Annotated in this window: 13 protein-coding genes; 11 read left to right on the forward strand and 2 right to left on the reverse strand. The window is 49.7% G+C overall.

The genetic code is table 11. The features are described 5' to 3' along the window. Window positions 1–66: 66 nt before the first annotated feature. Entirely contained in the window at window positions 67–1,347 is a 1,281-nt protein-coding gene (locus HZA49_00270; protein ID MBI5777876.1) for a 3-deoxy-D-manno-octulosonic acid transferase, read from the reverse strand. 192 nt (window positions 1,348–1,539) lie between these two features. Between HZA49_00270 and HZA49_00275 the strand changes: the two genes are divergently transcribed. From HZA49_00275 to HZA49_00295, 5 genes are read left to right on the forward strand one after another with little or no spacing between them, the layout of a single operon-like run. After that, window positions 1,540–2,094: a 2-oxoacid:acceptor oxidoreductase family protein gene (locus tag HZA49_00275; GenBank protein ID MBI5777877.1), complete on the forward strand. Its 555-nt coding sequence runs from the start codon at window positions 1,540–1,542 to the stop codon at window positions 2,092–2,094. After that, complete coding sequence (locus HZA49_00280) at window positions 2,094–2,939, forward strand: DUF481 domain-containing protein (GenBank protein MBI5777878.1); 846 nt, start codon at window positions 2,094–2,096, stop codon at window positions 2,937–2,939. The genes HZA49_00275 and HZA49_00280 overlap by 1 nt, the downstream gene beginning before the upstream one ends. A gap of 25 nt (window positions 2,940–2,964) precedes the next feature. Next, entirely contained in the window at window positions 2,965–4,212 is a 1,248-nt protein-coding gene (locus HZA49_00285) for a hypothetical protein (protein ID MBI5777879.1), read from the forward strand. A 17-nt stretch (window positions 4,213–4,229) separates the two neighbouring features. Beyond that, window positions 4,230–4,916: a dethiobiotin synthase gene (gene bioD / locus HZA49_00290; protein ID MBI5777880.1), complete on the forward strand. Its 687-nt coding sequence runs from the start codon at window positions 4,230–4,232 to the stop codon at window positions 4,914–4,916. A 40-nt stretch (window positions 4,917–4,956) separates the two neighbouring features. Then, the gene (locus tag HZA49_00295) at window positions 4,957–7,935 is read left to right on the forward strand and encodes a protein kinase (protein ID MBI5777881.1); all 2,979 of its coding nucleotides are present in this window, start codon (window positions 4,957–4,959) and stop codon (window positions 7,933–7,935) included. Between the two features lie 41 nt (window positions 7,936–7,976). On the opposite strand, the gene HZA49_00300 is transcribed toward HZA49_00295, so the two are convergent. Continuing rightward, window positions 7,977–8,360, reverse strand: coding sequence for a hypothetical protein (locus HZA49_00300; protein ID MBI5777882.1), 384 nt, complete (start codon window positions 8,358–8,360; stop codon window positions 7,977–7,979). A gap of 257 nt (window positions 8,361–8,617) precedes the next feature. On the opposite strand from HZA49_00300, the gene HZA49_00305 reads away from it, so the two are divergent. From HZA49_00305 to HZA49_00330, 6 genes are all read left to right on the forward strand, one after another. Then, on the forward strand, window positions 8,618–9,418 hold the full coding sequence (locus HZA49_00305; protein ID MBI5777883.1) for a methyltransferase domain-containing protein: 801 nt from the start codon (window positions 8,618–8,620) through the stop codon (window positions 9,416–9,418). A 117-nt stretch (window positions 9,419–9,535) separates the two neighbouring features. Beyond that, entirely contained in the window at window positions 9,536–10,627 is a 1,092-nt protein-coding gene (locus HZA49_00310) for a 2-hydroxyacyl-CoA dehydratase (protein MBI5777884.1), read from the forward strand. A gap of 253 nt (window positions 10,628–10,880) precedes the next feature. Further along, window positions 10,881–12,257, forward strand: a complete 1,377-nt coding sequence (locus tag HZA49_00315; GenBank protein MBI5777885.1) for a 2-hydroxyacyl-CoA dehydratase — start codon at window positions 10,881–10,883, stop codon at window positions 12,255–12,257. Continuing rightward, window positions 12,254–13,027: a 2-hydroxyglutaryl-CoA dehydratase gene (locus HZA49_00320; GenBank protein MBI5777886.1), complete on the forward strand. Its 774-nt coding sequence runs from the start codon at window positions 12,254–12,256 to the stop codon at window positions 13,025–13,027. Before HZA49_00315 ends, HZA49_00320 begins: the two co-directional genes overlap by 4 nt. Before the next feature lie 172 nt (window positions 13,028–13,199). Beyond that, on the forward strand, window positions 13,200–15,002 hold the full coding sequence (locus HZA49_00325) for a carboxypeptidase regulatory-like domain-containing protein (protein ID MBI5777887.1): 1,803 nt from the start codon (window positions 13,200–13,202) through the stop codon (window positions 15,000–15,002). Window positions 15,003–15,059: 57 nt separating this feature from the next. Then, window positions 15,060–16,421: a hypothetical protein gene (locus HZA49_00330; protein ID MBI5777888.1), complete on the forward strand. Its 1,362-nt coding sequence runs from the start codon at window positions 15,060–15,062 to the stop codon at window positions 16,419–16,421. The last annotated feature ends 128 nt before the right edge of the window (window positions 16,422–16,549 follow it).

A 16,549-nucleotide genomic window follows, 5' to 3' on the forward strand; every position in this document is an offset into this window, starting at 1 on the left:
GTTACTCCCTCTTTCCACAATCTTGGGACATTACAAATAATTGTTAAGTATTAATGCTCTCTTATATTAAATCTTAACAGCGTGGTCAACTAATTTTCTAATAAATTCCATATTTTGGGTCGTTGCCCCTTGATATCGGCTTATTACCTCCCTGGCTTTAGTGCCAATCCGGTTTCGTCTTTCGGGTTCGGCCAGCAAGGAGAGTAATGCCTGATGCAGCCCAGATTTATTCGATACTGACATAGCCGCATTTTCTTTTATGAGTTGGTTGGCTATGTCCTGGAAATTGGACATATCCGGGCCGAATACTATGGGCTTGCCGGCCGCGGCCGGTTCCAGAATGCTCTGTCCGCCGTGCGGAATCATACTGCCACCGACAAAGACGATATCAGCAATTTGATACACCTTGTTTAATTCTCCCAGCGTGTCGAGAAGCATAATCGCTGATTTATTCATCGTGGCCGGTGGATTGCTTCTCCTTGAGATTTCAAAACCTTTTGTGCTGACAAGCTTAGCCACATCTTCAAAACGGAACGGATGTCTCGGCGCGATAATTAGCCGGAGATTAGTAAACTTTTTCCGCAGGTCGGAATAGATATCAAGCATGATTTCCTCCTCAGGCGGGTGGGTGCTGCCGGCGATAATAACCAGATCATCGTCGTTTATGCCGAAGACCTGCTTGTAGGATCTACCCGGCGCTGAGGCAGTAGCGCTGTCTAACAGGTCATACTTCATATTGCCGGTAATTTTTAACTTGTTTGAATGGATGCCCAAATGCCTTAATCGCTCCCGATATTCTTCATTCTGGACGCAGAAATATGACACCTTGTTCCAGATTCGCCTGATCAGCGGTTTTATCAGGCGGTATCTTCTGGTGGAATGTTTGGTCATCCGGCCGTTGAGCAGAATGACCGGGATATTTTTGTAATCAGCCAGACGGATAAGATTGAACCAAAGTTCCTGCTCTATCAGAATGATAAGAGACGGTTTTATGCGGTTTAAGACCCTCCGGATAATAATGCCTAAATCTATCGGGAAGAGGAAACTCACTATTCCCGGGTATCTCTTCTTGACCAGCTTCTGGGCCGATGGAGTGGTGGTGGAGATGACCAGCTCATAATCCGGGTAAAGTTTCTGTATCTTCCTGATAAGAATTTCGGAGGCGTTTATCTCGCCGACTGAGGCGCCGTGCAGCCAGATGCACTTTTTTGTGCCTTCTCTCTTCCCGATGAATCCGAATCGTTCCGGCAGTCCCTGGCGATGGTAGTGGGAAGTGGCAAACTTGAAGAGATAATACGGGCTCGCGATGATGATATAAATAATGTAAACGAAGTCAAGGACGAACATAGTGATAATATTTAGCACAAAGTGGCCGGGAACACAAATGATTTGTCTCATTTTTCTTGGTGTCCCCTGCTCCGCACATATATAATTACTACCGAACTGAGTTTACTTCGAATATTTATGTGCGGGGTGAATGGCTTTTGGCGCCATAAGGGCGCCATGGCGCTTCGGCGCCAGTGGTAAAGTATGACATTTATGAAGCAAGAGCGGGTTGAAATACTCATCGGCGGCATCGGCGGGCAGGGCGTGGTTTATTCAGCCAATCTGATTGCCCGGGCCGGTTTAATCAGGCGCAAGTTCGCCTCCAGTATTGCCCATTACGGCCCGGAAAGCCGCGGCAGCGTTACTACCTCCGAGGTGGTGATTTCCGATTCACCAACCGGAGATTTGGATTACCCGGTAGTGGAGAAACCTGATGTATTTATCGCAATGCATCAGAAGGCGTACGAAAGCTATGAGATGAAGCATAAATCTCCTCCGCCATATCTGATATATGACAGCACGCTTGTGAATATTAACCCCGGGCTCGGAATTCCGAGTTCGCAAATTATTACGGTACCGGCCTCGCAACTGGCCAAGGATAAATTGGGCAATATTATGATGGCGAATATCATACTCATGGCGGCGTTTGCCGGGCGAACTGCCGTCATTGCCAGGGATGATCTGGAACAAGCCCTGAAAGAGATAGTATCCGCGAATGATTTTGCGCTCAATCAAAAAGCCCTGGAAATCGGGTTTGCGATAAAGTGATGAGACTGTTTATTTTATTGTTGGTTGTATCGGTCAGCGTTTTTTCAGCTTTTACTTTATGGTCTGAGCCGACACCAGCTCCAATACCGACCCCATCACCCGCACCTACGCCACCCAAACAGGAAGCGCCAAAGCCGGCGCCACCGGCGCCTGTGCCGCCAAAGAAAGCAGAACCGCCACCACCTCCTCCCATTAAATGGTCAGGGACAATCGAGGGCACTTTCAGTAATACCATCGGGCGACTTGATACTTCAAACACCACGCTTAAATCAGATATCTACGGTGATTGCAATACCTTTAAACTATACTTTGGACTCCTTTATCTGCGTGGCAAGACTAATGGGCCACTTACCGCATTCCAGAAGCGGGCTGAATTAAAGGCCGACCGTAAACTGACTGCTAATTTCTACGGATATCTTCAGCAGGTCTTTGACGCCAATCAGATTACCAACCTGGACATGGGTAGCCGCTCCAGCGGCGGCTTGGGCTATCATTTTGTCAAGACAGATACGTTCAAAGAATCCATTGATATTGGCGCCAGTTATAATGCTGAGGAATACGGGAACCTTACTCTCAGGAAACGGACTTATTCCTACCAGTCCAGTAATACTTTCTACTGGAAAATCACTACCGGGCTGGAATTGCGCCATCGCTACGAATATCTTCCAAACACGAATGATTTGAAGAATTTCCGAGCCCGCTCGGACGGTTCGGTAAAAATTTACATCGGCAAGCACCTTTACAGCAGTTTCGGGATGATAAACGAATACGACAGCGCTCCGGCCAGCGCCACTACCCCGAAACATAAGGCCACCATACTAACAACCGTCGGGTTTAAGTTTTAACACGGGATTAATCAGGGGGAAGCGTATGAAAAATGTTTTGATAGTAACAATCGGCCTGATTGTCGGTGGATTGGTGGGCGGCGGCATTATTTATCTTTCACATATGGAAAATAATGCGGCTGATAACAAGCCGACTACTGAAGTGGCGGCCGTAAAGAAAATTTCTGTTGTTTTGACCGCCCGGGAGCAGGAACTTCAGAACAGGTTATCTGAAGGCGAGAATATCCGGGCTCAGCTTCAGGCTCAGGTTGTTTCCCTGCAGCGGCAGTTAGCCGAATTAAAAGCGCAACTGCCGGTCTCGGGCACGCCGAACGCTGCGCCCACGAATACCGAGGCTGATCAGAAAAATACCGCCAAGGAAAATATGCGCCGCTATGCCAAGGCCATCCTGGCGATGGATGCGGCTGAAAATGACGATAAGATCAGAAATGACCAGGCGCTCCAGACCACCTTTCAGGAGCTTATGGCTGATATTATGAAACTGATGGCCAAGCATAACCTGAACTTTAATATGTGGGGCCGGAGCGAGGGCCTGTACAAGGCCTATGCCTTCCCGGAAATCCGGCAGTGGTTCTGCGAACTGGGCGCGGCTATGTTTGAGGAATCGGGCGTGCCCCTGACCGAGGCGCAGCTCAAGGCCGTGGATGAGTCCATGCTCCGCACGGCTGAAGAGGGTAAAAAGCTGGACGATTCCAGCCTCTCGCAACTGGAAAGGGTAATTCTATATCAGAAGTTCAGGTCCGAACGCAGCAAGGAATTCGCCGCGCTGTTTACCGATGAGCAGAACCGGAAATTGCCGAACATTACCACGGAAATGATAGACGGGAATTCGTATGGTGTGCATCTGAATTCGCGCATTGACGCCAAAAGCAAGACCCACGAAGAATGCTCCGCTTTTGTCATGCAGAGATGGGGCAACGAACTCAAACTCAACGACACCGAAAAACTGGGTGTAAAATATCTTTCCGATATGTATGCCAACGAATACAGCGCGCTTAAGGCCGGCACCGAGGCCGAATGCGGCAAGGAGTTTATGGATTACTACCTCCAACGATATGACCGCGCGGACCGGGACGCACAGCGGAACTGGTGGAAATTGCGCTCTGATTACTTCAAGACGCCCGAGAACAAACAGAGGCAGGAATCCATCGACCTGCGTTTTGCCGAACTCCAGCTCAAATACCAAAAACAGCTCCAGTCCGTCCTGCCTGATAAGCAGGAACAGATAAAGAACCAAAACCCCCAGATTAACCATTTTCCTTATCTGGAATAGTAAATAGCAGAAAAAACATGCATTTATTTCGTTATGCTCACGCTACGCTTTGTTCATTCTTTATCACCGGCACAGATACCGGCGTGGGCAAAACCTATATCACGGCCCGACTCTGCAATATGTTCCGCCAGGCCGGGCTTGACGTGGGTGTGATGAAACCGGTTTCCACCGGCGGCAGAGATGATGCGCTGTATCTCTTGAAGCATACAGGACTGAAAGACCCGCTGGATTGGGTCAATCCAATTTACTTTAAACCACCAATTGCTCCGACCATTGCCGCAAAACTAGCGGGGAGGTCAATCAAGATTAATAAGATATTCTCCGCCTATAAGAAACTTAAAACCATCCATAAAGATGGCATCCTAATAGAAGGCGTGGGTGGGGCGTTGGTCCCGCTTAATAAGAACTATCTGGTGGCTGACCTGATAAAGGAGCTGCGTATACCTGCTATTATTATCATTCGTCCGACATTAGGCACGGCCAATCATACTTTATTGACCATTGAAGCGCTAAAAACCCGCAAGATTCCGATCAGCGGATTCATCGTAAACTATGGCCTGCCCGGCAATAAATCCAGGAGACGTCTTGAGAAACTTACCGCCTGTCAAAGCCCGCTGATGATTGAGCAAATTTCCGGGGTCGGGGAGATAAACATTGAATTTATAAGGGAGCGCCTGACGCATATCAAGTGCGCCGGGCTCTAGGCCTGCCCGGATTATCGGTGATTGTTAAGTAATCGAGTTTATGAACGATAAAACCATAAGCGTAAAATCATTTGGTACTGCAGAGGAATTCAGGGCATGGTGGGACAGCCCGGAAATCGTGAAGATACGCCAAGCCCAACCTGGTATTCTGGAGGGGCATTCCTCAGTCCGGATATGGCTGGAGCAATCAACGTCCCAGCCTACAGTGGAAACGCAATTCGGTAAATATCGCCTGTTCAGGAAATTAGGCCAGGGCGGCATGGGCACGGTGCATCTGGCCTGGGACGCCATGCTCAACCGCCAGATTGCCCTCAAAACCCTGATTCTGGAGGATGTAGATTCCACGGCCCGGTTTATGCGTGAGGCCCGGGCCACGGCCAAGCTCCGCCATCCCAACATCGTCAATGTCTATGAAGCCGGCGTGGTCGGCAAGACCTATTACCTGACCATGGATTATATCGAGGGCGTTTCGCTGGCTGATATGATAAGAGATGCCGATTTGTCGTTAATGCCCAAGCGCATCGCCCAAATTATCCATGATGTGGCCTTGGCATTGGAGTATGCGCACAGTAATAATATCATTCACCGGGACATCAAACCCGGTAATATCCTGCTCGGCAAGGGCGGGCAGGTCTATCTGACGGATTTTGGATTGGCCAAGGAATTGAGCGGGCTGGACCGCTCGCTGACCCTGAGCGGAACGGCGGTGGGCACTCCGGACTATATGTCACCGGAACAGGCCATGGGCCAGAAGGCGCGGATTGACCAAAGAAGCGATATATTCTCTTTAGGCGCCACGCTGTATCATACCCTGACCGGACAGCTGCCGTTCCAAGGCGCGGAGTTATACGACGTGCTTAACAAGGTGGTTAACTCTGACCCGCCCACGCCCAGTTCTATCATCATGGTTCATAAAGACTTGGAAACTATCTGCCTTAAGTGTCTGGACAAGAATAAATTACGCCGATACCAAACCGCCTCGGAATTGGCTGATGACCTGAGCCGGTATATGGAAGGGGAGCCGATCCATGCCCGGCGCCTGGCCACCCTGACCAAAATCTGGCTCAAGGCCAAGAAGAACAAGGTTGCGGCCATCGGCATCATCAGCGCGGTGTTTGTCCTGTTGCTGGCTGTTATTATCTGGCTGTTTTATTCCTACAAGAATATCCAGGTTGAACAGGAAAAGAAAGAGGCGCAGTTGCAGATGCGGCAGGCGGTTGATTACGCCCGGCTGCTGACCGATGCGGTCCTGTCCGACCTGTCCGGCGCGCACGAAGAGGCGCTCCAGCGCCGGCGCGAAGGGGAGACCGTCGAAAACCTCAACCGTATCCCGCAGCGGATACTGAACTCGGCCGCCTATCAAAGGGCCGGCCGGGATGCCGTCAATAATCATTTGGTTCATTACTCGCTGGGCAAGCTCTACCGAATTGTCGGCAACAACAACCGGGCGATGGATGAGCAGAATAAGGCCCTGGCGCTGGCTCCCAAGTATGGCCCGTCTCTTTACGAACGCGGACTGCTGGGATACATTGAGTATGCCAAAATCATGGATAATCTGAAGGCCGAGTGGCAGAGGCAGCAGGCCGAGAAAAGATTGAAGATGTCAGTCGAGGAATCCGCCAACCTGAAAACATCGGCCTCGGTTAAAGAGCTGGAAAACGAAGCGGCAAAAAAGGTGCTGGCCGCCGCATCTGAAGACTTGGCCCTGTCAGTGCAAGAATTGCCACCGGATTCACCGGTCCGGGTCACCGCCCAGGCTATCATCGCTTTTAACCTGGGCCAGGTTGATCAGGCCGCGGCCGGATTCAAGTCCGTCCTGAAAAAGGACCCGGCCTTTGATGATGCGGTTATTTTCCTGGCCTCCATATATGACATGGAAGATAAGACTACTGAAGGGTTAAAACTCCTGAACCAGGCGATTGAAGTCGATAAGGGTAATAAGGCCTTTTATGAAAAGCGGGTTCAGGTCAGCCTGAAGCTGTATTCTTTTTCCCAGTCCGATATGTATCAGACCTCGGCCATTAATGACCTGGCCAGAATCCTCAGAATCCAGCCCGACAATTACTCGGCCTTGCTGCAGCGGGGCAGTATCTATAGCAAGATCGGCTGGTCCAACTGCCACCGGGGTCTGGACCCGGCCAAATACTTTGACAAGGCCAGGGACGATTTGACTAAGGCGATTGAGATTGCCCCGTCTAATCCGGCCGGTTATAAAGAACGCTCCACACTGAATTCCTTCTATGCCAATTATTGCTGGGGCATGTGGTATATGAAAGACACCGGCAAAGACCCGACCGAGGCATATTTGCAGGCCGCGGCCGACCTGGGCGCGGTGTTGGGGCTGAACCCGACCGATACCGAGGCGCTCTTGAACCGGGCCACGGTTTGGATAAATTTCGGTAATTATAAGAAGGGCCGGCAGCCGGATTCAATGCCGGAATACCTAAAGGCCGTAGAGGACGCCACCCAGGCCATAAAGATAGGGGGCGACCAAGCCGAATCCTGGGAGAAACGGGCCAACGCCTGGTCGGTCATGGGATTGTATAAATATGAAACCAAACGCAGTCCGATAGAAGAATACAAGAAATCAGAACAGGACTACAAGAAAGCGCTGGAAATAGAAGGTTCCGGATTATCCTCAATAATCTGGCAGGGCCTGAGCAGTTTGTATTCCTGCTGGGCCATCTACGAGACGGGCCGCAATCAGGACGGCACCGAACATTACCGGTTGTCTGAATCGGCTATCACCAGAGCAATAAATTTAGGCCGGGCGGATTCCACCAGTTACCAGTATCGGGCCATGGATCGGAGCAACTGGGCGCTCCAGCTGGCATCCAATGGAAAATATCAAACCGCCATCCAGAAGTGCCAGGAATCCGTGGTTGATTGGGGCAAGGCCGGGGAACTGAATCCGTCTATGCAGGAACTGGTCAACTCAAAAATCCAGGAGCTTAATGCCCGAATTGAGGGACTGCGGAATGCGATGACTGACGATAAGCAAACCCCGCGGAGGAAATAATGCGGCATCACATCTCAGGCCCGGATTATGCAGGTGTTCGCCTACTTGAAATAAGCCTTAACCTCGGGCTTGATCCAGAATATCAACAGCGGAATACTGGCCGGCAGGCAGCAGCAACTGAGCATCCCCAGGCAGATCATGACCAGATGGTATATCCAGACCCATGATTTACGGGGCAGGAATAAGGCAACAATAAACGGAATCATGAAAACGAATCCAATCAGGGAATATACAATCCCGGCCATTAACATTCCATCCGGGTCATTTTGCTCGATTGATTTATGGAAAATGATAAAGATGACGCCCATAACAAGGATTAAGAAGTTGAGGACTATCATGGCCACGCAGTAGAATTTATACCAGAATATTACCCCGGGCCGTTCCGGCGCCACGCTGGGTGGTTGATTATGCTGATTTTCTATCATACTGTGATTAGATATAGATTATTAAATCATCTGTCAAGTAAATCCTATCTTATTTTCTTGACCATAACACATTTATATATGATATACTCCCGCTACATAGATGTTTAATTACTTACCAACAGAATCGCTGGTTCCCTTAAAGCACTGTCTGGAATTTGGCTGAGGGCGCACATCTTCCCACGCATAGCCGGCGGCTGTGCTAAATCCTTGGAATATACCTAACCCTAAAACATCCATATTTATTTAAAGGAGTTATTATGAGAAGATTGAATATCGCCCTCCAGGACGTGAATGCGGTATACGACGGCCCGGAAGGGCTGCTCTGGGAATTGATTATGGGCGAGCAGATTCACGTTGCCGGATTCAAGTCGTCCAAAATCCTGGCTGACAAGGCCGGTATCAGAAAGGAAATGACCGGGCTGGACCTGTGTTCCTGCCTGGGCGCCGGGATGCGCTTCCTGGTGAAGAATTACGGATGCCGGATGTGCGGCGTTGACGCCACCAAGACCGTCCATCAAAAGGCCATCGAACGGGCTAAGCAGGAAAAGCTTGATGATAAATTAGAGTTCAAACTGGCCGATGTTACGCAGGTGCCGTATCCGGACAAGACCTTTGACTTTGTTTGGGGCGAGGATGCCTGGTGTTACGTGGCTGACAAGGCCAAGTTGATATCCGAGGCAGCGCGGGTGCTCAAGCCCGGCGGCAAGATTGCCTTTACCGACTGGATTGAGGGCCCGGCCGGCCTGAGCGATGCCGAGGCGGAAAGAATCAACCGCTTTATGAAGTTCCCTTATATGGAGAGTTTAAAGGGTTACGCGAAACTGATGACGCAGAATGGCTTGCAGGTGATTGAAGCCGAGGACCTGACTTCTGAATTCGCCCAATACTGCGATTTCTATATCAAGATGCTGACCGACCAATTGACCTACGATGCGCTCAAGATTATCGGAGACGATATGAATATGTTCCAGGGGATGGGCCAGGAGATGTCCTTTATGGCCCAACAGGCGCACCAGGGAAAGATGGGCCGGGGCCGGTTCATCGCTCTGAAACCATGAAGTGTTTAATGCTAAATTTGCACTCTATAGTTTTTCCCCTCTTTGAAAAAGAGGGGTTAGGGGAGATTTAAATCCCCCTTAATCCCCCTTTGCTAAAGGGGGATAACCTCAGCAGATATGAAAGATGTAACAGCCCTTATTAATGGATATTACCGCAGCGTCTTGGCTAAATTGAGCCGACATAAGACCGTGGGTTATACCTGTCTCTATGTGCCGCCGGAACTGATTGAGGCCTACGGCTTTTGGCCGGTCCGGCTGGCCGGTCTGGGCAATGTGGATTCCGAGAACGAAGGCGAGCGGTTCATCCATAATGAGGGCTGTTCATTCTGCAAGGACTGCCTGGGCGCCCAGGGACTAAAACGCCTGCCGCAAAGCGCCGTGGATTATCTGGTTATCCCGAGCACCTGCGACCAGATGAAACGCCAGGGCGAAAAGTGGCACCTGACCTTCAATGTCCCGACCTATTTCCTCTTTGTGCCCAAGACCTGGCAAGACCGCTCCTGCCAAAATGCCTACAGGCGGGAAATCAAATGGCTGTCCGAGGAATTGGCAACCTTAATACCATCCGGCAAACCTGTCCGGCCGTTAAAGGAAATCATCATTAGGTATAACCAGGCGCGCGCCCGGATGCGGGATTTAGGCCGGCGCATGGACTATCACACCCGCCGGCTGTTGATGCACCTATTCTTCGTATCTCCAATAGATGATTTCCTGAAGTATCTTGATAAGGTGGAGCAACACCTGCCGGAAAAAGCAACGTTGTCCAGACGGCTCAACTTGATGTTGGTCGGCAGTCCAGTCGCGTATGGCGATAATTTTCTGGATAATATTCTGTCGGAATATCCTGAAATTAATATCGCCATTGATACTACCTGCACCGGCCAGCGGGCATTGGACGTCAGTATTGCGACAAACGGCAACCTGATTGACAATTTGGCGTCGGGTTACTTCCAGCGTCCGCCCTGCATCTGGCGCCGGCCTAACAGCCAGTTCTACCGCTACATCAACGAATGTTACAGCAAGTATAAAATAGACGGCATCATCTACAAGACCCTGAAGTTCTGCGACCTCTGGAAATACGAGTTCCGGCGCTTCCGGGAAATGGTCAAACATCCGATGGTGCAGGTTGAGAATAATTACAGCCCGGCCCAGGCCGGCCAGTTTAACAAGAGAATCTCGGCGTTTATTGAGATGATTAAATCACCGTGAAAATAATTATTTAACCGAATGAAGTAAACGCAAATAAATACTAAACACGAATAGGACGAATAGAGCGAATGACACGAATAATACAAGGGAATAAAATTACTTATTCGTGGGATTCGTATAATTTGTGTGATTCGTGTTCTCTTCTCTGTATTCGGCTAATATGTTACCTATGAAAATATATCGCGACCAACGGGGAGTCTCACCGAGACCCAGTGGGTCCCGCAGGGGCGACCCGAAGCCGGCCCTGGTCTCAATGCGGAAATGGGACGTCCTCTACAATAGCATCCCTCAGTCCTTTATCAGACAGCATAAATACGTCTCGAAAATATCCGCCCACTTCCGCGCCGGAGACAAGCGCCTGGCCCATCTGCGGTTTGATAATTCCCTGGCATCGCTTCGGCTCTGGAGTTTTCTGTTAAGCGAGGAAGAGCGCTTGGAGCGCTGGCGCCGGGCTGGCCGCAAACTATTCGGCGTGATGAAGGACCTGGGCACGATTCCGGTATTAATCGCCGCAACCGATAAGGCCATCGGGTTCTATCCGGACGGCGCCTGGTGGACCCCCTGTATGATGGAGCTGAGCGACCGTTTGTTCAAGATAGCCGATGAACACGGCATCGGCGATGATGCCTGCCCGGTCCGGGCCACATTCGCGGCCTTTGTCAACCAAGAACATTTTCCCATACCCGACCTGTGTATTGCCGCGGTAGGCAGCTGCTGTGACGATTTCTCAGCCATAATGCAGCGTATCGCCGGCCTGGGGCATAAGTTCCTCTGGTGGGAACTGCCGTATCGCAAGGATTTGCAGCTCTGGTATCATAATATTGAGGGAGGCCGACTACCCAATCAGGAACGGTTCCCGGAGTCTCTCTTATCCTTTACAGTCCGGCAGCTAAAATTAGTCAGGAAGGGGATTGAAGACGCTGTCCATACAAAGATTACCGATAAGATGATTAGCCGCAGTATCAAAAAGGTAAACCGGTTGAGAGGAATCATCAGGCGGCTGCGCGACCTGTCTTATGGGTCTGTTCCGGTGCCGGCCCCGGCTCTGGAATTGCTCATCTGCGAGGCCATCGCCATCCATTTCTGCTCTGACCTGGACGAATCCATTCAGGTGCTGGGGTCTTTCCTAAAGACCGTGGAACAGCGTGTCAAAACAGGGCAGGGCATACTCAAGGGCAATCCCTATCGCCTGACTATCGTTAATCCGGTGGCTGACCTGAAGATGCTGAATCTCATTGAGGAATTAGGCGGCTGCGCGGCCGGCACCGAATACCTGTTCAGTCATGCCTTTGAACATATCCCGGAGGATATCCCGCCCATGGAGGCGTTGGCATATATGGTCTTGAGCGACCCGATGATTGGCTCGGCCAAATACCGGGCTAATCGGGTGTTGGAGCAGGCGCGGAAATACCGGGCTGAGGGCGTGCTCATCTGCCGGATTCCGGGCGCCTCGCATTGCGCCTCGGAAAGCCAAATCATCGCCCAGTCCGTCCAGGCCCGGATGGATATCCCGGTCCTGGATATCACCGTGCCGTCGTATATTGACCCGATTCTGCCCGCATTAAAGACCAGAATCCGGGCATTCTTTGAGATACTTGAATCAAGACGCCAGAAAGGAATTGCCAGATGAATACGATTACCTGTGGTATTGATATCGGCTCGCGCACCACCAAACTCATACTCCTTGATGCGCCCAAACGGAAGATAATATACAAGGATATTATTGACTCTAAACTTGATAAGGACAAGGTAGCCAGAGACCTGTTCAAGAAGGGCGTTGCCTTCGCCAAGCGCCGCGGTATGGGCATCAAAAAGGTCATTGCTACCGGTTACGGAAGCCATCTGATAAGGTTTGCCGATAAGAATGTCACCGAGATTACCTGCCACGCCCGAGGTGTCACGCACCTGATGCCGACCGCCCGGACCATCATTGAAATCGGCGGCCAGGACAGCAAACTGATTAACTTGGGGGAAAGAGGGCAGGTGGTAGATTTTGCCATGAATGACCGGTGCGCGGCCGGGACCGGCCGGTTTCTGGAGATGGTGGCCCGGCTATTAGAAAGGGACATCAGGCGGTTGGGTGTCGGCAAATCTGGAAAACCGGCCCATATCAGCAGTATGTGTGTGGTCTTTGCCGAGTCCGAGATTATCGGGCTCCTGGCCCGGAAGATATCCCGGAACGATATCATTAAGGGGGTCCAGCGGGCGCTGGCCACCAGAGTGATGGCATTAACCGGCCGGGATTTCCATAAACCGGTGGTATTTACCGGCGGGGTGGCCTTGGTGTCCGGGATGGCCTCGGCGCTGGAATGGTCCTGCGGCAAAAAGGTCGTTACCCCGGCGCATCCGCAGTTCACCGGCGCGCTGGGCGCGGCTCTCATCGCCGCAGAGCCGGAATAAATCCATAAGGTAAGGCCAGGGAAAAGCACGATAGGTATTGACCCCGCACATAAATTTAGTATAATTATCGTGACTGCAGTTATATAAAAGGGTAGTTCTATTTCTGGTAAACTGGAAATATTTGTTATGTGCGGGGTTGACAATCATTCCTGAAACTGTTAGTAATATGCCTATGCCTACCAAAAATATTGTCGCTGTCTGCCTGACAATAATTGCCGCAATCCTCATTGGTTGTTCTAATAATACAAGTGATTCGTTCAAATGGACCGTGTGCGGCCGGGTGGTCGGGCCAAAAAACCAACCGGTGCCTGATGTTCCGGTCTATGCCTATAATGGCGGCGGATACCAAACCTGTAGTGATGGTCCCCCTAAGGTCATTCCATGGAAACGGCTGGCCGAACAATACCCGACTCCCAGTTACTTCTCTACTATCCAGGAATATACAGATAAGAATGGTGAATTCAATATCACACTTGAATCGCCCGTAAACGGATTGGTAATAGTGCGTCATCCTGATTACTTGCAGGTGGAGAAATACATTGAACCCAACCGCCTAAGGCCGGATAATACCATAGATATTGGTATTATCGCTCTTGATAGCGGCGCATCCGTAACCGGCGTTGTCACCGGCACTGATGGCACACCTGCCCGCAATGTGGATGTCGGGTTATATCAAAGAGACATTTCTTACGATGAATATATCCGTCTGGTCAAAACCGATAAGCAGGGCAGATATATTATCAAGGGACTGCCGGACGGTAAATATGCTTTGGCGGCTTGGGATGAATATTCTACGCCCTGCGAGAAAGAAATTGATATTAAGAAATCCGATAAACCGGCCGCAATTGATTTTACCCTTCAGTTAGGCGGAACCCTGACCGTGCTGGTCCAGAATCGGGTTGATGACTCGCTGGTTCCCGGCTATGCGGTTTATCTTGAACCCAGAGTGCCAAGTGGATTCACTTTCCGGCCTACTGATGCCAAATATACCAACCTCATCGGCAAGGCAACCTTTGACGGATTGGAAGACAGGGAATACTGGATTCTGGTGGTGCCGCCGGACCAGTTACACGCCGTCGGCCATATCCTTCCTTGGCCGCCGTTTTCTCCTCATTACCTATTGAAAGACGAGGCCAGCGTAACAATCAAGGTTGACCCTGCGATTGCCCTCAAAGGCAGAATCATTGATGCCAATACCTCTCAGCCGGTCAGGGAGTTCAGGATAACCGCTCTGCCTGATGGTAAGGCCTTTGATAAGACGTACGGCAATCCGTGGGAGATTAATAGTGATACTATTACTTCACCATCAGGCGAGTTTATCATTGATGGATTCAGGCCCGGCAGATGGTTATTGCGCCTAAACGCTGATGGCTATATTGTTCCGAAAGATGGTTTTTCGGTAGATATTCCTGTCGGCGGATTGAAGGATAAATTAGAAATTTCCCTAAATCCTGGCACAGGCAAAATCAACGGAACGGTCCTAGATGCCCAGACTGGTAACCCATTGGCCGGTGTAAAGGTTAATGTCTATGAATGGGATGGTCGTCCGTTTGGCGCCAGCAGTTTGGATACGTTAACCGATACTAATGGCGTATTTTCATTTAACACCCTGTTAGGAAATGAATTCCCTCTAACTATTCGGGTTGACAAGAGAGGCTATGTCAAATGGGAAATTAAGTTTGAACAGAATAAGAGACCTGCTATCATAGAGCCTATCCAACTTGAATATGTCTGCACCCTCAAGGGCAGGTATCTGGACGCCAATGGCCAGCCGGTCCCGGGCGCAAAGATAATCCTGGCAAAAGGCGAAGGACGGGGCAAGACCTATCACCTGCCGCAGACAACTACCAAGGCCGATGGCTCGTTTGAGATAACCGATATCCCCAAGGGCGAATATTTTGTCCACTACCACGACAAGAAAGAGCCGGTTAAGTTTACCAAGCCGGGTGAGGTGGTGAGCGTGGTATTGAAATAGGAACGCACGCCTGAACAAAACACTTGACAATCCGGATAAAAGAGCTATCATTACGCTATGACCAAACGGAAGAAGATAGTTCTCATCTTTATCCTGTCCCTTGTTGCGTTATTCCTGCTCTTTATCGGCTACCACTATGTCAAGTATCTCCAGGCCACCAGCCGGATGAAGGGACTCTCGGCGGACCTGGAAAAGCGTATAACCGAATGGGAGAAGAAGGAATATAAGCGCCAGCCATTATTTGGACCGGTTGTCAAGGGCAATGCCGCGGAGTTCTACCAAGAGGCGGAGACAAAATTAGATTATACGTCTGATAATGGATGGATGGAAGTATCTGCTGCTATTTATAATCCATCTCAACCTATTAGTCCCGTGGGGCAGGCATTCTACGAGAGTAATATACATCTTATTGAGATTGTCAGGAAGGGCACACGTTCTGAAACGTATAAGTCCCCGATAAATCTCCGTGACGGATTTAAAAGTAAGATACCAAATCTAATAAAGCCCATGATTATTGGTAATCTTATGGTTTTACAGTCCCGTGAATTATGTAATACTGGCCAGATATCAGAGGCAATAAAGGAATTATGCGACATTATTCAATTTGGCGACGATTATTTACACTATGGTTCTTTAATACCCGCAATGATAAGTATTGGCATTGCTGATAAGGGCCATGAGGAAATACAGCGTTTCCTTGTCTCGGATAAACTTACCGAAGAACAATTCACTGAATTGATGGGCTATCTTAAGTTCCTGATTGATTCCCATCCAACGATGGATGATTCATGGGATGGAGAAATAGCACTGGTAACATCTGGATTAAAAGATTGGTCAAAAGATAGTGGGTTTATCTTCTGTAAGGATTTATTCAGTTTACACCCTAAAGATAGTATATGGAACAAGATAAAACTTTTATTCGCCAAGGGCTGGATAAACAGAACTGATATTGTTGGAGCATGGAGCGATTGTATTACTCTCGGTGCAGAGATAAAAAGAATAGGAGCGTTGCCGTATCCACGTGCAAAGAATGAAGGGGATAAATTTGAGAATACGGTAAAACAGTTAGATAATCCGGTTAGCCGTATGATGCTCCATAGTTTAATGACTGGTAACAGTGCTTATCTACAAGCGCCAACTATCCGAAAAGGGCTGTATATCCTCACCGCCTTGCAGATATACAAAATCAGGCGCGGGGCGTATCCTGAGACGCTCTCGGCCCTGGCGCCGGGGATTATTCCGGAGGTTCCATTAGACCCGTTCAGTAACAAGCCGTTTATCTACAGGTTAGATAAAGACAAAAAACCGATACTCTATAGCGTGTGGTATAATCTTAAAGACGACAATGGCGAAAAGCAGGATAATAGATATGAAGATTTGCTTATTACTCCTTTTCTACGCTATGGAGAAAAGAAATAGGGCCGGGGCATTGGGTATGCTTAGACAGATATCTTGCTGAGCCATACGCAAGAAAATATCAGATTTTACTTGATTTCATGAGTATCCTGGGTATATTACCATCAACTAACTTGTGATGCCCGCAGAGT

This window comes from Planctomycetota bacterium, assembly GCA_016235865.1.
Classification (GTDB): Bacteria; Planctomycetota; MHYJ01; order JACQXL01; family JACQXL01; genus JACRIK01.